16 protein-coding genes are annotated in these 17,533 nt (G+C 65.1%); 5 read left to right on the top strand and 11 right to left on the bottom strand.

Features of this window, described 5'->3' with window-relative positions:
* The first annotated feature begins 45 nt into the window (after positions 1-45).
* A complete protein-coding gene (locus AB8841_RS10960; RefSeq protein WP_370435888.1) occupies positions 46-888 on the top strand; it encodes a thermonuclease family protein in 843 nt (280 codons plus the stop codon).
* Between the two features lie 6 nt (positions 889-894).
* On the top strand, positions 895-2,319 hold the full coding sequence (locus AB8841_RS10955) for a M48 family metalloprotease (RefSeq protein ID WP_370435887.1): 1,425 nt from the start codon (positions 895-897) through the stop codon (positions 2,317-2,319).
* Between the two features lie 248 nt (positions 2,320-2,567).
* On the opposite strand, the gene AB8841_RS10950 is transcribed toward AB8841_RS10955, so the two are convergent.
* The 6 genes from AB8841_RS10950 to AB8841_RS10925 all read right to left on the bottom strand — a co-directional run bounded on the left by AB8841_RS10950 (position 2,568) and on the right by AB8841_RS10925 (position 9,655).
* Positions 2,568-3,440, bottom strand: a complete 873-nt coding sequence (locus AB8841_RS10950; RefSeq protein WP_370435886.1) for an RNA polymerase factor sigma-32 — start codon at positions 3,438-3,440, stop codon at positions 2,568-2,570.
* Positions 3,441-3,614: 174 nt separating this feature from the next.
* Positions 3,615-4,199 (bottom strand): CarD family transcriptional regulator, encoded by a 585-nt coding sequence (locus tag AB8841_RS10945; protein ID WP_370435885.1) that lies wholly within the window; start codon positions 4,197-4,199, stop codon positions 3,615-3,617.
* Between the two features lie 443 nt (positions 4,200-4,642).
* Positions 4,643-4,981 (bottom strand): ferredoxin FdxA, encoded by a 339-nt coding sequence (gene fdxA / locus AB8841_RS10940; RefSeq protein WP_370435884.1) that lies wholly within the window; start codon positions 4,979-4,981, stop codon positions 4,643-4,645.
* Positions 4,982-5,146: 165 nt separating this feature from the next.
* Positions 5,147-5,449: an RNA-binding S4 domain-containing protein gene (locus AB8841_RS10935; RefSeq protein WP_370435883.1), complete on the bottom strand. Its 303-nt coding sequence runs from the start codon at positions 5,447-5,449 to the stop codon at positions 5,147-5,149.
* Between the two features lie 9 nt (positions 5,450-5,458).
* A complete protein-coding gene (locus AB8841_RS10930; RefSeq protein ID WP_370435882.1) occupies positions 5,459-8,596 on the bottom strand; it encodes a helicase-related protein in 3,138 nt (1,045 codons plus the stop codon).
* 192 nt (positions 8,597-8,788) lie between these two features.
* Positions 8,789-9,655, bottom strand: a complete 867-nt coding sequence (locus AB8841_RS10925) for a DUF3108 domain-containing protein (RefSeq protein ID WP_370435881.1) — start codon at positions 9,653-9,655, stop codon at positions 8,789-8,791.
* A 242-nt stretch (positions 9,656-9,897) separates the two neighbouring features.
* On the opposite strand from AB8841_RS10925, the gene rpmB reads away from it, so the two are divergent.
* Both rpmB and AB8841_RS10915 read left to right on the top strand, forming a co-directional pair.
* Positions 9,898-10,188 carry a 50S ribosomal protein L28 gene (rpmB, locus tag AB8841_RS10920; protein ID WP_370435880.1) on the top strand — a complete coding sequence of 97 codons (291 nt, stop codon included), beginning with the start codon at positions 9,898-9,900 and terminating at the stop codon, positions 10,186-10,188.
* Positions 10,189-10,332: 144 nt separating this feature from the next.
* Positions 10,333-10,962, top strand: a complete 630-nt coding sequence (locus AB8841_RS10915; RefSeq protein ID WP_370435879.1) for a queuosine precursor transporter — start codon at positions 10,333-10,335, stop codon at positions 10,960-10,962.
* Between the two features lie 143 nt (positions 10,963-11,105).
* Here AB8841_RS10915 and AB8841_RS10910 read toward each other — a convergent pair whose 3' ends face one another.
* The 4 genes from AB8841_RS10910 to AB8841_RS10895 all read right to left on the bottom strand — a co-directional run bounded on the left by AB8841_RS10910 (position 11,106) and on the right by AB8841_RS10895 (position 15,889).
* The gene (locus tag AB8841_RS10910) at positions 11,106-12,125 is read right to left on the bottom strand and encodes an esterase-like activity of phytase family protein (RefSeq protein WP_370435878.1); all 1,020 of its coding nucleotides are present in this window, start codon (positions 12,123-12,125) and stop codon (positions 11,106-11,108) included.
* Positions 12,122-14,017 carry a cobaltochelatase subunit CobT gene (cobT, locus tag AB8841_RS10905; protein ID WP_370435877.1) on the bottom strand — a complete coding sequence of 632 codons (1,896 nt, stop codon included), beginning with the start codon at positions 14,015-14,017 and terminating at the stop codon, positions 12,122-12,124. The genes AB8841_RS10910 and cobT overlap by 4 nt, the downstream gene beginning before the upstream one ends.
* A 139-nt stretch (positions 14,018-14,156) precedes the next feature.
* Positions 14,157-15,146, bottom strand: a complete 990-nt coding sequence (gene cobS, locus AB8841_RS10900; protein ID WP_370435876.1) for a cobaltochelatase subunit CobS — start codon at positions 15,144-15,146, stop codon at positions 14,157-14,159.
* Positions 15,147-15,259: 113 nt separating this feature from the next.
* Complete coding sequence (locus AB8841_RS10895) at positions 15,260-15,889, bottom strand: J domain-containing protein (protein WP_370435875.1); 630 nt, start codon at positions 15,887-15,889, stop codon at positions 15,260-15,262.
* Between the two features lie 89 nt (positions 15,890-15,978).
* On the opposite strand from AB8841_RS10895, the gene AB8841_RS10890 reads away from it, so the two are divergent.
* Positions 15,979-16,245: a BolA family protein gene (locus AB8841_RS10890; protein ID WP_370435874.1), complete on the top strand. Its 267-nt coding sequence runs from the start codon at positions 15,979-15,981 to the stop codon at positions 16,243-16,245.
* 70 nt (positions 16,246-16,315) lie between these two features.
* On the opposite strand, the gene AB8841_RS10885 is transcribed toward AB8841_RS10890, so the two are convergent.
* Positions 16,316-17,482 carry an acetyl-CoA acetyltransferase gene (locus tag AB8841_RS10885; protein WP_370435873.1) on the bottom strand — a complete coding sequence of 389 codons (1,167 nt, stop codon included), beginning with the start codon at positions 17,480-17,482 and terminating at the stop codon, positions 16,316-16,318.
* Positions 17,483-17,533 lie beyond the last annotated feature (51 nt).

The following is a 17,533-nucleotide window of genomic DNA, read 5'->3' as shown; positions in this document are numbered from 1 at the left end:
TCCTGTCCGCACCCCGTATGATACAATGTTCAACCGGGATCTCTCATGCGGGGCGGAGTGGCGATCAGTGTTTGGGCCGTGCTTGCGACGGGGCTCGGGGCGGTGCAGGTTTCCGCATCGCCTCATCCGGGTCGGGCCGCATCCCCCAGCTGCGCAGGCGAGACGCGGCAAGACCGTCTCGCCGGCATCACGCCCGAAGGCGAGTTGCTGCTCGAAGGGCTGGGGTTGGCCCGGCTTCCGGGCATCCGGCTTCCCGATGACGCGCTCCATAGGGGTGAGGCCCTGGACTGGCTCAAGGCCCGCATCGGCCAGCCCCTCGACGTCACCGTTCAGGGCGGCCGGGACCGCTGGAACCGCCTTCCCTTGCGCGCGCGTCTCGGTGAGCCGCAGCCTCTCGACCTGAGCCACGGTCTCGTCGAGGCGGGCCTCGCCCTCGTCGATCCAGGGGCCGATTCCGTCTTCTGTCAGACCGAACTGCTCGCTTTTGAGGAAACGGCGCGTGAACGACGCCTTGGTCTTTGGGCCGATGACCGCTATAACCCCGTCCCAGTAGACCAAGCCGAGCTCTTGAACGAGCGAGTCGGCCGTTTCGTCATCATCGAGGGGCGGGTTCGCAGCGTCGGCGAGCGCAAACAGAGAACCTATTTGAATTTCGGGGGGCAGTGGGCAGACGACTTCACGATCATCATTTCTCGGAAAGCCTGGATCCGGATGGCGGAGAGGGGCATTTCGGCGGCTTCGCTGAAAGGCAGACCCCTCCGGGCCCGAGGCATTTTGCAGTCTTGGCAGGGCACTGCCCTTACCATTGATCTACCGGAGATGATCGAGCGCCTTGACGACAGCCGTCCTCAAGGCGACGGGGAAGACAATCGACGCTTGGCCCGATGAGCAAGCATGCAGGATAGACGTCACAGAGGTAAGATCCGGATCGCGGCCAGTCTGATGCTCGCAGGCCTGGTGTCGGGCTGCTCGAGCTTTGGCGGAAACGGCGCCCTGCCGGCCAATGCGCCCCGGGTGCTCGGGCCGGACCGCGACCGCGACCATATCCGCCTCGTGTCGGCCTTCGGCGGCGAAGGCCGCGCGCCTCAGCTCCAGCGTCTTCTGACCGACGCGGTGAACCGGCTCGTCATGGCAACCGACCGGCCGGACGAGTCGTACCAGGTCACCATCCTCAATTCGCCCGTGGTGAACGCCTTCGCCCTGCCGAACGGACGGCTCTATGTCACGCGCGGGCTGCTCGCCCTGGCGAACGACACGTCGGAGGTGGCAGCCGTGCTCTCGCACGAGATCGCCCATGTCACGCTCCGCCATGCCTCTCAGCGCAGCGAGCTGCAGGCCCGTTCGGAGCTGATCGAGCGCGTGGCGGAAAACGTCCTGAACAATTCCCAGGAAGCGGCCGTGGTGCAGGACCAGGCCCGTTCGACGCTTGCCAGCTTCTCCCGCTCGCAGGAGCTCGAGGCCGATCAGACCGGAATCACCGTTCTCACCCGGGCGGGCTTCGACCCCTATGGCGCACCCCGCTTCCTCACGGCCCTCGGCCGCTCGGCGAGCAGCAGCGGCAATACGGGCCCTGACCGGGTCGCTTCCCATCCCAGCACGGCCGCGCGCGTCGCGAAGGCTCTCCAGGCGGCCCGGCGCGCCGGACCTCCGGGCATGGGAGAGACCGGACGGCTCGAATACCTGACGGCCCTCGACGGGCTCGCCTACGGGGACGACCCGAGCGACGGCGTCGTGAAGGGCCGCCGCTTCATCCATGCCCGCCTCGGCGTCGCCTTCGAGGCGCCGGCGGGCTTCACCCTGGAAAACACCTCCCAGGCCGTTCTCGGCTCCTCGAACGACGGCGAGCGCCGCCTGCTCTTCGATGCGGCAGACACGCCCGCCGGGCAGAGCCTGGAAGAGGTTCTGCGCTCCACCTGGACCGACACCATCGAGGCGGGCAGCCTGGTCACGACCACCCTCAACGACCTCCCCGTCGTGACGGCCCTCTCCAACGGCAAGGAATGGACCTTCCGGCTTTCGGCCATTCGCATCGGCAACACGACCTACCGCCTCATCATGGCGGCCCGCAGCGGCGGCCCGGATCTGGAAGACATGTTCCAGCGGACCCTCGGCAGCATACGCCAAGTGCAGCCGGAGGAAGCCCGCCGCATCCGGCCGCTCAAGCTCCAGATCGTGGCGGCTCAGCGCGGCGACACCGCCCAGTCGTTGTCCGCCCGCATGCCCGTCGACAAGGCGCTCGACCGGTTCCTTTTGCTCAACGGGCTCGACCGCGGCGGCCCCTTGAGGGTCGGCGAGCGGTACAAGATCATCGTCGAATGAGCCTTACCTCAGGGTGAGATTCACTTTCTCATAGCATCGGACGCGGGACTTGGATTTGCCCTTTTGGGATTCTCTCCGATGCTCTCTTCCTGGAAGGAGCGCATCGTTCTTGCGAAAAACCGAGTTCGCTCTTTCGCACGATGCGTCAAGGAACTCCGCTCTTCGCCGATAACGGCTCGTAAAATAGCAGTCAGGCGGGCCGGTAGCCGGCCCGCCTGACTTGGGGTTCTCTAAGGGTCTCGACTTCCTTAGACGAAAGCGCCCGAGGCCTGAGGATACTTGTCCATCAGGGCCCGCTTGAGCTTCTCAAGGGCACGATTCTCGATCTGACGGACGCGCTCCTTGGAAATTCCCAGGCGGTCGCCCAGGAATTCAAGGGTCACCTGCTCGTCGTCGAGGCGGCGCGCCCGAAGGATGCGCAGCTCGCGTTCATTGAGCACTTCGAGCGCCTGCTTGAGCCAGCGCACCCGGCGCTCGGTGTCGATCACGTCGCTCACGCTCTCATCCGGAAGCGGGCTCGTATCGACGAGGAATTCCATGCGCTCAGCCGAATTCGACGGGTCCGCATCGAGAACCGGCGCGTTGAGAGACGTATCGGGGGCCGAAAGGCGGGCATCCATAAGGGCCACATCGGCCTTGGAGACGCCGATGGCTTCGGCGATCTTCTCGTGTACGTCCGACGAAATGCGCTCCTCGCCGCCACGGGTCAGGCGGGCGCGCAGCCGGCGCAGGTTGAAGAAGAGGGCCTTCTGGGCGGAACTTGTTCCGCCGCGGACGATTGACCAGTTACGAAGGATATAGTCCTGCACCGAAGCGCGGATCCACCAGGTCGCGTAAGTCGAGAAACGGACCTCCCGTTCAGGCTCGAACCGGGCGGCGGCCTCGAGAAGGCCCACATGCCCTTCCTGGACGAGATCCGCCATCGGCAGGCCATAATGGCGGAAACGGGCCGCCAGAGCGATGACGAGGCGCATATGCGCGGCCGTCAGTTGGTGAAGAGCTGTTTCGTCGCGGTTCTCCTTCCAGCGCACGGCGAGAGCATGCTCCTCTTCCCTTTCGAGAAAAGGCGCATTCATTGCAGCGCGGACGAAACGACGACGAACGCCTGAGATTTCTCCCATTGTGTCCTCCCTTGGCAGAGACACAACGGTCGAGGCGGGAAAAAGTTCACCCTCAACAGCCAAGTTTTGCGAAATAGATTCCCGTCCTGCGAAAACAAGGGTTTGCGGCCAATAAAAAAGCCTGGCGCAAAGCCAGGCTTTCCAAAGCAATCATAATGAATTTGGGCCGTTCGATCAGGCCGCTTCTTCCTGCATGTCGTCGCCTTCGCCGTCGGCGTCCGCCTCGGCGCCCTTGGCGCGGCGCGGAGACTTGGCGAGGCTCTGCTCGATGAGCTTGAGGGCTTCGGTGTCGGTGATCTTGTTTACGGCGGCGATTTCACGCACGACCCGGTCGAGGGCGGATTCGTAGAGCTGACGCTCGCTATAGGACTGTTCCGGCTGCGCCTCGGACCGGTACAGGTCGCGCACGACCTCGGTGACGGAGAGAAGGTCGCCGGAATTGATCTTCGCCTCATATTCCTGGGCGCGGCGCGACCACATGGTGCGCTTCACACGGGCACGACCCGTCAGAACGTCCAGAGCCTTTTGAACCACGGCCGGCTCGGCGAGCTTACGCATCCCGACGCTCGCGGCTTTCGCGGTCGGAACCCGCAGGACCATCTTGTCCTTGTCGAAGGAGACCACGTAAAGCTCCAGCTTGAAGCCGGCGATTTCCTGCTCTTCGATGGCCGTGATGCGGCCGACGCCGTGAGCGGGGTAAACGATGGCTTCACCGGATTTGAAACCCAGGCGCTGGGCGGACTTCTTAGCGGTTGTCATGCGAGAGAGGCCTCCTTGCATGGCTCCCGGCCTGACAGGCGCGAGAGCGGTGGTTCCCCTGGGCAGGGACCCAGGGAAACAGGAATGAGCTGAGCGAGAACGGAACTTGACTATTCCGCCCGACTCCCTGATGTAAGCCAGCAGCTAGAACACGCTCACCCTGGACCCAAGGAAGGGGATTATCTTCCTCCGATCAGGTTTCGTGCATCATTGCTTCAGTGTGTGAACCGACGACCTGCTGGGACGGTGCACGGCTTGAGCGCAAGCGACGGCATTCGCAGACCCTATCACAGTCTGGCCCAAAAAGCAAAAATATTTCAAAGCGTAGCGTAAAGAAGCTCGCCTTATGTCCGGGCTTCGGACCTGCCGGATCGGCAGATTCGCCCGGGACGAGCCCGGATGGCCGAACCGCGAGAGCGGGCCTTGCCCGGCACGTCGCTCCGTTAATCGCCCTCGCCGGGATTGGGCGAGAAATACTGCTCGAACTTGCCGGCCACGCCGTCGAAATCCTTGGCGTCGGCCGGAGGATCCTTCTTCTGCGTGATGTTGGGCCAGCTCTTGGCCATATCGGCGTTGAGCTTCAGCCATTGCTCGAGGCCGGGTTCCGCATCCGGCTTGATCGCCTCCGCGGGGCATTCCGGCTCGCAGACGCCGCAATCGATGCACTCGTCCGGGTGAATGACGAGCATGTTGTCGCCCTCGTAGAAACAATCCACCGGGCATACCTCGACGCAGTCCATGTATTTGCATTTGATGCAATTTTCAGTGACGACGTAGGTCATGAACGGTCCTTCGAGAGTCTATTCCAAAAAAGCGCGCGACTATCGCCGCTCTAGCGCATCGTGCGAAAAAGTGGATCCGGTTTTTCGCGAGAACGATGCGCTCTTTCCAAGGAGGGAGCATCGGATTCAATCCCAAAAGTGGATTCCACTTTTGGGACCGATGCTCTAGCTCTTGTCGCCTTCCCTGACAAGCACTCCGTCGCCCTCGTTGAGGTCGGCGTAGAGCTGTCTTGCTTCCGGCGCAGGCCCGCGGCGCTCGCCGAGGCCTTCGACCCGCACCACCAGGGTCGTGCGGGCCAGAGCGACGGTGACCACGTCACCGATGGATAACGCCTTGGCGGCGTTGTCGATGCGCTGGCCGTTGACCCGGACGAAGCCGCTCGTCACGAGCTTGGCGGCCAGCGTCCGGGTTTTGGCGAAACGTGCGAACCAGAGCCACTTGTCGAGCCGCTGCCGGTCCTCACGCATATGCCGATCTCACTTCTTCCCGTCTTCGAGCTGAGCCTTGAGGGCCATGAGCTTGGCGAACGGCGAATTCGGATCGGGCTGCTTCTCGCGGCGCTCCTGGCCCCCGTCGCGGCGGTTCTCGCCGCGCTTGTCGGGACGCGGGCCGCGGCGGTCGTCGGGCCGAGGTCCCCGCGGCGGACGGTTCTGCGGACGTCCGCCCTCCGGACGTCCACCCTCCCCTTGGGCCTCCCGGCGCGGACGCTCGCCCTTGCCTTCGCCGTGACGCGGGCGTCGATCGCCGCGCTCACCACGCTCGCCGCGTTCGCCACGATTTCCGCGGGCCTCGCGGCCCTGACGGGCCTGCCCGCCTTCGTGGTGACGCCGGTGCTGGCGCCAGACCTCGATCATTTCGGGCTCGGCCGGAGCCTGAGCTGGTTCCTCCGCAGCCTCTTCGGCCGGACCCATTGCCTGCCCTTCGGGCGAAGCCACGGCCTCGGCGGCGCTGGCCTCGACAGCCTCGGCCGGAACGGAGGGTTCGGGAGCCTCCACGGCCACGGCACCGGTCTCCTCTGCCACGGGCGGCGCTTCAGCGGGCGCTTCGGCCGCCGTCTCCGCCGCTGTCTCGGCAGACGCCTCGGCGGGAACCTCGGCAGGCGCGGCCTCGATCGCGGCAGGTTGCGGCGCCGCCGCCAGCGGCACGGTGATGGCCGGGCCGGGACGACGTTCCATCGCATAGCCGAGCGACTTCAGAATCGTGGCGAAATCCTCGCCCGCGCAGCCGACCAGGGAGGTCATGGCCACGGTCGGCACGAAGCCCTCTCCGTCGGCGGCGCCTGCCGGCGGCTCGCCGGGCGTGATGCCGGGACGATAGGCGATCGCCGGACGGATCAGGTCCGCCAGTCGCTCGAGGATGTCGACGCGCACGGCACGGCCACCGCAGACCCGGAACCCCGCGGCGCGGTAGAGGCCCGACGCGATCTCCGGGTCGACCGGGATCGAGGTGCGGCCCGACTGGGCGAGATGGGCGATCTCGTCGATCCCCTTCTGGTCCAGGCCGCCGTTCTGGAGCGCCCAGAGCTGCGTCGCGAGGACGCGGGGCGCGGGCTTCAGAAGGGCCGGCAGATAGAGATGATAGGCCCCGAAGCGGATGCCCGCCTTGCGCAGGGCCGCGCGGGCATCCTGGTCGAGGCTGCGCACCTCGTTGAGAACCTTGGCGCGCTCCAGCACGCCGAGCGCCTCGCCGACTTGGAAGGCGATGCCCCGGGCGATCCCGGTCAGCTCGGCATTGGTCTCGAGATCCATCACCGGCCCGAGCAGGCGCACCACATAGGCCTTGAGCCAGGCGCGCAGGCGGCTCTCGACCTTGTCGCGGGCGGGGCCCGTGAGATGCTCGTCCGACAGGATCCGAACCCGCGGCTCGAACAGCTTGTCGCCGGTCTCCAGCTTGGCCACGGGATCGCCCATCCAGCGGATCGTGCCGTCATTGGACAGCACCAGGGTGGTGTCGGGCGCCTCGGCGAACCGATCGGCCCGCGCCTCGATTTCGCCGGCCAGGGCCTTGCTGGCAGCATTGCGCAGGGTCTTGGCCTCCGTGGCATCGGCCTGGGAATCAGGCACGAAATGGAAGCCATGCAGATGGCCGATATGTTGCCCCTCGACAGTGACGTCGCCGGTGGTCGTGATTTCCGCTTCGAGCATCGTGTTCTCTCTCAAGCGCCGCATGAGAACGCTCGTCCGCCGGTCGATGAATCTTTGGGCGAGACGTTCATGAAGCGCATCCGATAGCTTGTCCTCTACCTGACGCGCAACACCCTGCCAATGCTCCGGATCCTTCAACCAGTCGGGACGGTTAGCGACGAAAGACCAAGTTCGCACCTGGGCGATGCGGTTGGACAGGGTGTCGATATCGCCATCCGTACGGTCGGAAGCCGACAAATGACGGGCGAACCAGTCTGCTGGAACCGCCCCCTCCTTCATGAGGAAACGGTAGAGCTGGCCAACCAGATCCGCATGGGTCTGGGGCGAAACTTTTCGGTAATCGGGCACCTGGCAGATCTGCCAGAGGCGCTCGACGGCATATTTCGTGCGGGCGAAGGCCTGGATGTCGTCGTCCCGGGCCAGCAATTCGAGGGCCGCCAGGTCTTCTCCCATCGGGGCGCGTACGAGGCCGTGCTCCCGGGGCTGCTGGCTCAAGGAGTCCCGCAGGCGCCCGAGGGTCGAGAAATCGAGGTCGGGGTTGCGCCATTGCAGGATCCGGACCGGATCGAAGGTGTGATTCTCCAGGGCCTCCACGGTTTCCGCATCGAAAGGCGGGCAGCGGCCCGTTGAGCCGAAGGTGCCGTCGCGCATGTGGCGGCCGGCACGGCCCGCGATCTGGGCGAGCTCCGGGTTGTAGAGCTTGCGGTAGCGGAAACCGTCGAACTTCTTGTCGGACGCGAAGGCCACATGGTCCACGTCGAGGTTGAGGCCCATGCCGATGGCGTCCGTGGCGATCAGGTAATCCACGTCGCCGTTCTGGTAGAGCTCGACCTGCGCGTTGCGGGTGCGGGGCGAGAGCGCGCCCAGGACCACCGCGGCGCCGCCGCTCTGGCGCCGGATCAGCTCCGCGATGCCGTAGACCTCCTCGGCCGAGAAGGCCACGATGGCGGAGCGGCGGGGCAGACGCGAGACCTTCTTCTCGCCCGCGAAGGTGAGCTGGGAGAGGCGCGGACGCGTGACCACATGGACGCCGGGAATCAGCGCCTCGATGAGCGGGCGCATGGTCGAGGAGCCGATCAGCATCGTCTCCTCCCGGCCGCGCTGGTTCAGGAGCCGGTCGGTGAACACATGGCCGCGGTCGAGGTCGGCGGCGAGCTGGATCTCGTCGATCGCCACGAAGGCCGCGTCGATGTCGCGGGGCATGGCCTCCACGGTGGAGATCCAGTAGCGGGGCCGATCCGGCTTGATCTTTTCCTCGCCCGTGATGAGGGCGACATTGTGCGGGCCGGCCTTCTCGACGACCCGGCCGTAGACCTCGCGCGCGAGCAGGCGCAGCGGCAGGCCGATCATGCCGCTGTCGTGCCCGAGCATGCGCTCGATAGCGAGATGGGTCTTGCCGGTATTGGTAGGGCCGAGCACGGCGGTGACGCCGCGCGCACGCACCTGCGGAGGAAGGGAACGACGAACCATGCCTGAATGCGGGGTAATGTCGGATACGATCCCGGGTGAGAGGGACGAGACGCTCCCGCATCGGGGGATGCAGGCAGCCTTCTCACAAAACGGGCCTGGCCCGAACGTCCGGCGGCAGGCTCCCCCTTATATGGGACCTTGCGCCGGTTTCGCTACCGGCTTTTTCCGGAATTCGTCAGGATTCTTGAGAGCTTATTGACCGGCCCCGGCCCTGACGGGCTCGCGCCCCTTGGTCCCGCGCCCTGCCGTGGCCGCCGCGCCGTTGCCCTCCACCGACCAGCTCGCTGCCTCGAGCTCGCCCATGCCGATCATGGTGCGCACGACGACCTTGATCGGGAAGAGCACGCGGGGGCCCTCCACGGGCGCCAGCCACACGTTCATGTCCCTGTTCTCCTGCATGAACTTGACGGTGGCGCGCTGCGGGCGATGGCCGGAGATCGGCACCCAGCGGACGTTACAGACGAGGACGGGACCGGAATAGCCCGGAACCTTGATGGTCTTCGTCTCGGAATAGGAGAGCACGATATTCTGGCGCGCCCCTCCGTCGAAGACCGGGATGGTGCGGTTGCAATTCGCCTGGTCGGTGAGGCTTTTTGACGCCACCGCGGGCATGATGAGGGCGCTCAAGGGATCGATGACCCCCTTCTTGTCGGCCTCCTTGACCGGCACTCGATCCTCCTTCGCCTCGATGGGCGGGACGACCTCGACCTCGGCGACGTTGCCTTCGTCGAGCGCCATGCGCACGACGCGCTGCTCGCCCGAAGACTTGGTGTTGACGGCAAAGCCCCGTGGCTGAGGCTGAGCGCCCGCGATCGTGCCGGAGGCCGTGCCCGCCCCCTTGCCGCCCGTGATCATCTTCACGAGGCCCGAGAGCTTCACGCTGCCCTGCATCTCGTATTTCGGCCCGGTGAATGTCGACGACAGGTCGGCCTTCCCCAACGGCAGGCCCGCCAAGGAGAGATTGTAGTTCACCTTGAGCGTCTGGGCAGGCTGAGCCTCGGCCTGAGAGCCGATTCCGGCCAGGCTTACGGTCAACAGGGCTGAAGCGAGGAGGCGCATTGAGTTTTCCCGGGGCTGTCCCGTTAGTCTATTTTGTTGCATCGCATGAGATTCCGAATAAATCATGACCGAGGGGGCGCAAAAAAAGGCGTTGTGCCACCGCACTATTCTTGACGCGGGCCAGGTTTTCGGCCTATAGCCCTGCACCTTCCAAGGACTTCTGGTGTCCGGCGGCGTGGGATCTGCGATGAGGCAAACCCGCGAAATGAAGCCGCGACCCTTATGACGATAGGATTGAACCCATGTCGCGCCGTTGCGAACTGACCGGCAAGGCCGTGCTGAGTGGCCATCTGGTGAGCCACTCGAACCGCAAGACGAAGCGGAAGTTCCTGCCGAACCTCTGCAACGTCACGCTCCAGTCTGAGACCCTGCAGCGCTCCGTGCGCCTGCGCGTGTCCGCCCATGCTCTGCGCTCTGTCGAGCATCGCGGCGGCCTCGACGCCTTCCTGGCGAAGGCCTCGGCTACCGAGCTGTCGACCACCGCCCTCGCTGTGAAGCGCGAGATCGAGAAGAAGCTCGCGGCTGCGAGCTGATCTCGACCTCTTCCCGTCTTCGACGCTGCGGGCGGCCTCACGGCCGCCCGTTTTGCGTTGCAATCGACGGGCTTATCTTCTCTGCTCCTGCAAGGTCCCGTCTCTTGCAAGGCAGACGACCAGGACCCTCAGGAGCCGGATGAGATGACCGCCCTCGATCGCCGCGACTTCACGATCGCCCTCGTCGCGATGACCATCGTCGTGCTGGCCTCGAACATCCTCGTGCAATATCCCTTCGAGGCCTGGGGCCTTCAGGATTATTTCACCTGGGGCGCCTTCACCTATCCCTTCTCGTTCCTGGTAACGGAGCTGGCCAACCGCCGCTTCGGACCCAAAGGAGCCCGGAAGGTCGTCTATGTAGGCTTCGTCCTGGCGGTCGCGCTCTCGATCATTCTCGCGACCCCGCGCATCGCCATCGCTTCGGGCAGCGCCTTCCTGACGGCGCAGCTGCTCGATATCGGCATCTTCTCGCGCCTGAGGAACATGGCCTGGTGGCTGCCGCCCTTCGCCTCCTCGACGATCTCGGCGGCCGTCGACACGACGATTTTCTTTTCCTTCGCATTCTATTGCGGCGCGATTCCGGGCATCGGCCTGACGATCGATCAGGTGCTCGCTCAGGCAGGCATCACCGATCAGTGCATCGCGCTTCCCTGGGTGACGCTGGGCCTCGCGGATTACGGCGTCAAGCTCGCGCTCTCGGTCTTCTCCATCCTGCCCTACGGCGTGGTGCTGCGCCTCATGAGTCCAGGCTTGGCGCAGCGCGCTACGGTGTAGAGCATCGGACGCGGGAAGTGGGAACCGGTTTTGCGTGAAAAGATGCGCAAGACCCTAGACTGACAGCATCGGATATGGGTTCGATTTCACACCCGATGCTGTAGGGCCGTTTGTCCGGGTTCCTGATCCAGAAAACCCGTCCCTCACGCCACGAGGGCGAACTCAAGCAGCAGCGTTCGCTGAAGACTGGCGTTGAAATTGTTATCCGAGATCATCGAGACGACGGTTTCGCGCCCTTCCCGATGAACCGCGAGACCTTCCATGTTGTCGATCTGGTGCGAGGCCTCGCTCTGATAGATCACTTCGCCGTCCACGCTCGCGCCGGGCCTCACGGCGGATGAGGCGATGCGGCGCAGGCGGCATCCGAAACCGCCGAGCAGCGAGAAGCGGCGCTCCAGGACGAGCGCATCGTCGGAATCGACGAACGCCAGGTCCGTCACGTCGTAGCCGTCGCGGCGCACCAGTTCGAACGAACCCGGCCGCGCGCCCGTGAGAATGAAGCCCCGGCCACCCTCCGAGATGCCCACCAGCGCACCCGCGAGGCTTGATCGCGGCGGCGTCAGCGCGAGCGCCTCGAGCCCTCCGTTGTTCGGCAGGTCCTTGAGATCCTCCTTGAGATCCCCCGGCACCGCAATCGGGACACCCTGCACGAGCCTCCCTTCCCGGTCGCGCTGAAAGCGGAGCACCGCGTGGTTGCGCTCGACCCCGACGAACGCCACGTTGCCGGAGATCGCGAGGCTTTCCGTATCGTAGTAGGGGGAGCGGCGCGCGAGCGTTCCGTCGCTCAGCAGCAGAGGCGCCATCGCCGCCTGGGAGAGCCCCGATAGTCGCCCGTCCGAGATGTCCACGCGCGCCTTCAGGATCTGCGCATTGTCCGCCAGCGCCGCGATCTCATCACCCTCCGGGGACCGCCAAAGGGCGGAGAAACCACCGAAGGCGGAGACATCCGATTTGAGGACGAGGCCGGAACGGAAGACGAGCGATCCGAACCGCGTCCGGTCGGGATCGGTATTGGATAGGTGGCTGATCGGCTGAGCCGCGACCCTGATCGGTGTCGCACCATGAAAAGCCTGCGGTCGCTGCGCGAGAGCCGCGCCTGCAACGGCCGCGGCGGTGAGAGCACCGCCGCCCACAAGCAGATTTCGCCGGGTGAGAAGCCTCACGCGTGAGCCCGTCGACGGGGCGCTCCTCGCGCAGGCTGCGCGTTTTCCTCGAACAGCTCCGCCAGCTTTTCGGTCATCACGCCGCCGAGTTCCTCCGCGTCGACGATGGTCACGGCACGGCGGTAATAGCGCGTTACATCGTGGCCGATGCCGATGGCGATGAGCTCGACCGGCGAGCGGGTCTCGATTTCCTCGATGATGTAGCGCAGATGCCGCTCGAGGTAATTGCCCGGATTGACGGAAAGCGTCGAGTCGTCCACCGGCGCGCCGTCGGAGATCACCATCAGGATGCGCCGCTGCTCGGGCCGGCCGAGCAGGCGCTTGTGCGCCCAGTCGAGCGCCTCGCCGTCGATGTTTTCCTTTAGCAGGCCTTCGCGCATCATCAGGCCCAGGTTCTTGCGCGCGCGCCGCCAGGGCGCATCCGCAGACTTGTAGATGATGTGGCGCAGATCGTTGAGACGTCCGGGATTGGCCGGTTTGCCGCTCTGCAGCCACGTCTCGCGGGACTGTCCGCCCTTCCAGGCGCGGGTCGTGAAGCCGAGGATCTCCACCTTCACGCCGCAGCGCTCCAGCGTGCGCGCGAGAATATCAGCGCAGGTCGCCGCCACCGTGATCGGACGTCCGCGCATGGAGCCGGAATTATCGAGCAGCAGCGTCACCACCGTATCGCGGAAATTGGTGTCCTGTTCCTGCTTGAAGCTCAAGGGCTGGAACGGATCCATGATGATGCGCGGTAGGCGCACCGGATCGAGCGTTCCCTCTTCCAGGTCGAACTCCCAGGAGCGGTTCTGCTGCGCCATCAGGCGGCGCTGCAGACGGTTGGCGAGACGCCCCACCACACCCTGAAGATGGGCGAGCTGCTTGTCGAGATAGGCGCGCAGGCGCGTCAGCTCATCCGCATCGCAGAGATCCTCCGCATGGATGATCTCGTCGAACTTGTTCGTATAGGCCTTGTAGTCGGGTCCGCGCGCCTCGTTGGAGCGGGACGGCGGACGCCAGGACTCGCCGGCCTCGTCCGAATCCGCCTCGTCCGCCTCCTCGGGCAACTCGCCGGAAGGACCATCGGCCTCCTCGGTTGCGCCCTCCTCGATGTCGTCGCTCGAATCCTCGCTGACCTCGACATCGGCGCGGTCGCCTTGCGATTCCTGCTCGGATTCGCCCTCGCCCTGCTGCTCCTGCTGCTCGGATTCGTTGTCTTCCTCGTTCTCCTCGTCCTCCTGGTCGAGGGACACGTCCTCGGCCATGTCCAGGGAGGAGAGCATCTCGCGGATGCCGCGCGCGAAATCGCGCTGGCTGTCGATGTTCTTCAACAGCCCGTCGAGGTTCCTGCCCGCGCGCTCCTCGATGAAGTCGCGCCAGAGATCGACGATCTTGGCGGCGGCAGCGGGCGGCTTCTGGCCGGTCAGCCGCTCGCGCACCATGAGCGCCAGCGCATCCTCGATGGGCGCATCGGCGCGATCGGTGATCTCCTCGTATTTGCCGCCGCGGTGATAGCGGTCCTCCAGCATCGCCGTGATGTTGGACGAAATACCGGCCATGCGCCGCGATCCGATGGATTCCACGCGCGCCTGCTCCACCGCGTCGAACGCGGCGCGGGCGGCCTGCCCCTCGGGGGCGAGCCGCCGGTGGAGACCGACATCGTGACAGGCGAGCCTCAGGGCCATGGAATCCGCGTTACCGCGGAGAATGGCGACATCCTGGGGCGTGAGCCGGCGGGGCGGCTCGGGCAGGCGGGCCTTCTCCTGGCCCATGAGCACCGGCCGGTCGGACGCGAAGGCGACCTCCAGATCGGGCTTGCGGGCGATGGCCTTCATGGCTCCGGCGATGGAGCGCTTCAGTGGCTCCGCCGGCGCTTCCTTCTTCTCACCCGGCTTGCGGTTCGAGATGGACATCTCACCTCTCCTGACATCCGCTTTCTGTCATCCCCGCGAAGGCGGGGATCCATAAACACAGGCCGTTCTCCAGCCTTGCATCGTCAGCGGTTATGGATCCTAGGCTCCGCTTCCGCGGCCCAGGATGACAGGAGTGCAATTACGACAGCACCATGTTCACGGCGCTCTCCGGCAGCTCCTTGCCGAAGGAGCGCTGATAGAACTCGGCCACGAGGGCGCGTTCCAGTTCGTCGCACTTGTTGAGGAAGGTGACGCGGAAGGCGAAGCCCGTATCGCCGAAGATCTCGGCATTCTCGGCCCAGGTGATCACCGTGCGCGGGCTCATGACGGTGGAGAGATCCCCGTTCATGAAGGCGCTGCGGGTGAGATCGGCCACGCGCACCATCTTGTTGACGATGTCGCGCCCTTCCGGGCTGTCCTGATAATGCTTCGCCTTGGAGAGGACGATGTCCACCTCCTTGTCGTGCGGCAGATAATTGAGCGTGGTGACGATGGACCAGCGGTCCATCTGGCCCTGGTTGATCTGCTGCGTGCCGTGATACAGGCCCGAGGTATCGCCCAGGCCTACCGTGTTGGCGGTGGCGAAGAGGCGGAAGGCGGGGTGAGGACGGATGACGCGCTTCTGATCGAGCAGCGTGAGCTTGCCGGACTGCTCAAGCACGCGCTGGATCACGAACATCACGTCGGGACGGCCGGCATCGTACTCGTCGAAGACCAGGGCCACGTTGTGCTGCAGCGCCCAGGGAAGAATGCCGTCCTGGAAGGCGGTCACCTGCTTGCCCTCCTGGAGGACGATGGCGTCCTTGCCGACCAGGTCGATGCGGGACACATGGCTGTCCAGGTTCACGCGGACGCAGGGCCAGTTGAGGCGGGCGGCCACCTGCTCGATATGGGTGGACTTGCCCGTGCCGTGGTAGCCCGTGATCATCACGCGGCGGTTGCGCGCGAAACCTGCCAGAATGGCCAGCGTGGTCTCCCGGTCGAACAGATAATCCGGATCGAGATCGGGCACATGCTCTTCCGCTTGGGAGAAGGCCGGAACTTCCAGATCCGAATCGATGCCGAAGACCTGTCGCACGGAGACCTTCATATCCGGCAGTAGGGTCGTTGTATCGGTTTGTGCCGTCATAGGGGCCTCTCGATCGGATGGTGGTTTCAGATATGTGCCATGGCTTCTTAAACCCCATGGCTGTGTGGTGCAATTTCCTAAACGCCTAAGGGGCTGCGTGAAACGACAGCGCTTCAGCACAGACCGGCGCTTTTGAGGGTGTCGTGCGCCTTGATGATGTCGCGAAGCCGCTCCTCGAAGGAGCGGTCCCCGCCATTGGCATCCGGGTGGAAGCGTTTCACCAGGGACTTGTACTGGGCCTTGATGGCGGGCCCGTCGGCCGTTTCGTCCAACCCGAGGATGTCCAGCGCCCGTCGGACAGCGCCCGTATAGCGGGGGCGCCGGGGCTCGGCTTGCGTCCTGCGGCCGCGCGCCTGGGTGAAATCCTCCCCCCGGAGGATTCCCAGGGGATCGAAATATGCCCAGTCGCGGGTGTCCTGTTTCGGTTCCGTCTCCTCGGCCTTGCCGGAGGCGTTCACGCCCATGGCCCAGGTGGGGCGGTGCCCGATGATCGCGTCCTTCTGATAGGCTGCGACGGCCGAATCGGACATGCCGGAAAAATAGTTGTAGGATGCGTTGTACTCGCGCACGTGCTGGAGGCAGAAGCGCCAATACTGGCCCTCTCGGTCCCGTCCCTTGGGCGCGCGGTATTCACCCGAGGCCTTGCAGCCGGGATGCTCGCAGGCAGGTCCCTTCGTGTCCCGCGGCTCCTCGCAGGAAGGCTTAATCCGGATTCGGTCGAAAAGTGGCGAGTTGAGATCCATGATTCAAACATTATGAGGGGCTTGAGGCCCTGAGCCAAGGCTTAAGAGCTTTTCGCCGCAGACCCGTTCAAAAAGGTTTATCAAGACGCATGACCCTTCATCACTGGATCACGCAAACTCTGCAGGAGCGCCTGCACCCGTCCCAACTGACCGTCACGGACGAGTCGGAACAGCATCGCGGTCACGGCGGATGGCGGGAGGGGGGTGAAACTCACTTCAGGCTTCATATCGTGTCTGAGGCCTTCTCCGGCAAGAGCCGGGTCGAGCGCCACCGCCTCGTCAACGAGGTGCTGAAGGAGGCCTTCGACAAGGGCCTGCACGCCCTGGCCGTCCATGCCAAGGCGCCGGGCGAGTAGTGCTTCCCCTCGCCGTCATGGCCGTCCCCGGAACACGTCCGGGGACGGCGTTCGGAATGTCATCCCGTCGCTATTTGATTCGCTCGAGCACGCTCACGTAATTGGCGACCGCCGCGCCTCCCATGTTGAAAATGCCGCCCAGCACCGGGTTCCTGACCTGGATGCCGCCGGCCTCCTCGCAGAGCTGCATGGCCGACAGGGCATGCATGGACACGCCAGTCGCGCCGATGGGATGTCCCTTGGACTTGAGGCCGCCGGAGGGATTCACCGGCAGCCGGCCGTCGCGGTTCGTCCAGCCTTCCTTGACGGCGATCGCCCCCTGCCCGCGCGGGGTGAGCCCCATCGCCTCGTATTCGATGAGCTCGGCGATGGTGAAGCAATCGTGGGTTTCGACGAAGGAGAGGTCGGAGAGCTGGATTCCGGCCTGGTCCAGCGCCCGCCGCCACGCTTCTGCGCAGCCCTCGAAATCGACGATGTCGCGCTTCGACATGGGCAGGAAATCCTGCGCGTGCGCGCTCGCCCGGAAGGCGACGGCGCGGCGCATGCGAAGCGCCGTTTCCGTGTCGGCGATCACAAGAGCGGCCGCGCCGTCGGAGACGAGCGAGCAGTCGGTCCGCTTCAGGGGACCGGCCACGAACGGATTCTTCTCGCTCTCGGCGCGGCAGAACGCGAAGCCGAGATCCTTGCGCATCTGCGCATAGGGATTGTCCACGCCGTTCTTGTGGTTCTTGGCAGCGATCAGCGCCAGCGCATCGGATTGATCGCCGTAGCGCTGGAAATACTGGCCCGCGATCTTGCCGAACACGCCGGCGAATCCTCCCTGCGTGTCACCGTCCTCCGGCAGATAGGAGGCCTTGAGCAGGATATTGCCGATCTCCGGCCCCGGCGTGCGGGTCATCTGCTCGACGCCCACGACCAGCACCGTCCTGGCGCGCTTCGCCTCGATGGTTTTGATGGCCTGGTGGACGGCTGCGGAGCCCGTGGCGCAGGCATTCTCCACCCGGGTGGCGGGCTTGAAGCGGAATTTATCGCTCGCCTGGAACACCAGGGAGGCCGTGAATTCCTGGGGCGAGAACCCGCCGTTGAAATGGCCGAGCACCACCTCGTCCACATCCTCCGGGCCGATTCCCGCGTGGTCCAACGCTTCGTTGGTCACGCGGACGATGAGGCTCTCGACGCTCTCGGCGTCGAGCTTGCCGAAGGGCGTATGGGCCCAACCGACGATGCAGGCGGTCATGGGGATCTCCTCGGGAGTTTGGTGCTTCGGCATAAGGTGGAATGCTTCCGA

It is taken from the genome of Microvirga sp. TS319 (assembly GCF_041276405.1).
In the GTDB taxonomy this organism is placed as follows: Bacteria; Pseudomonadota; Alphaproteobacteria; order Rhizobiales; family Beijerinckiaceae; genus Microvirga.
Note: the sequence above shows the minus strand (reverse complement) of the source record. Positions and strands in the feature narration are given on the sequence as shown.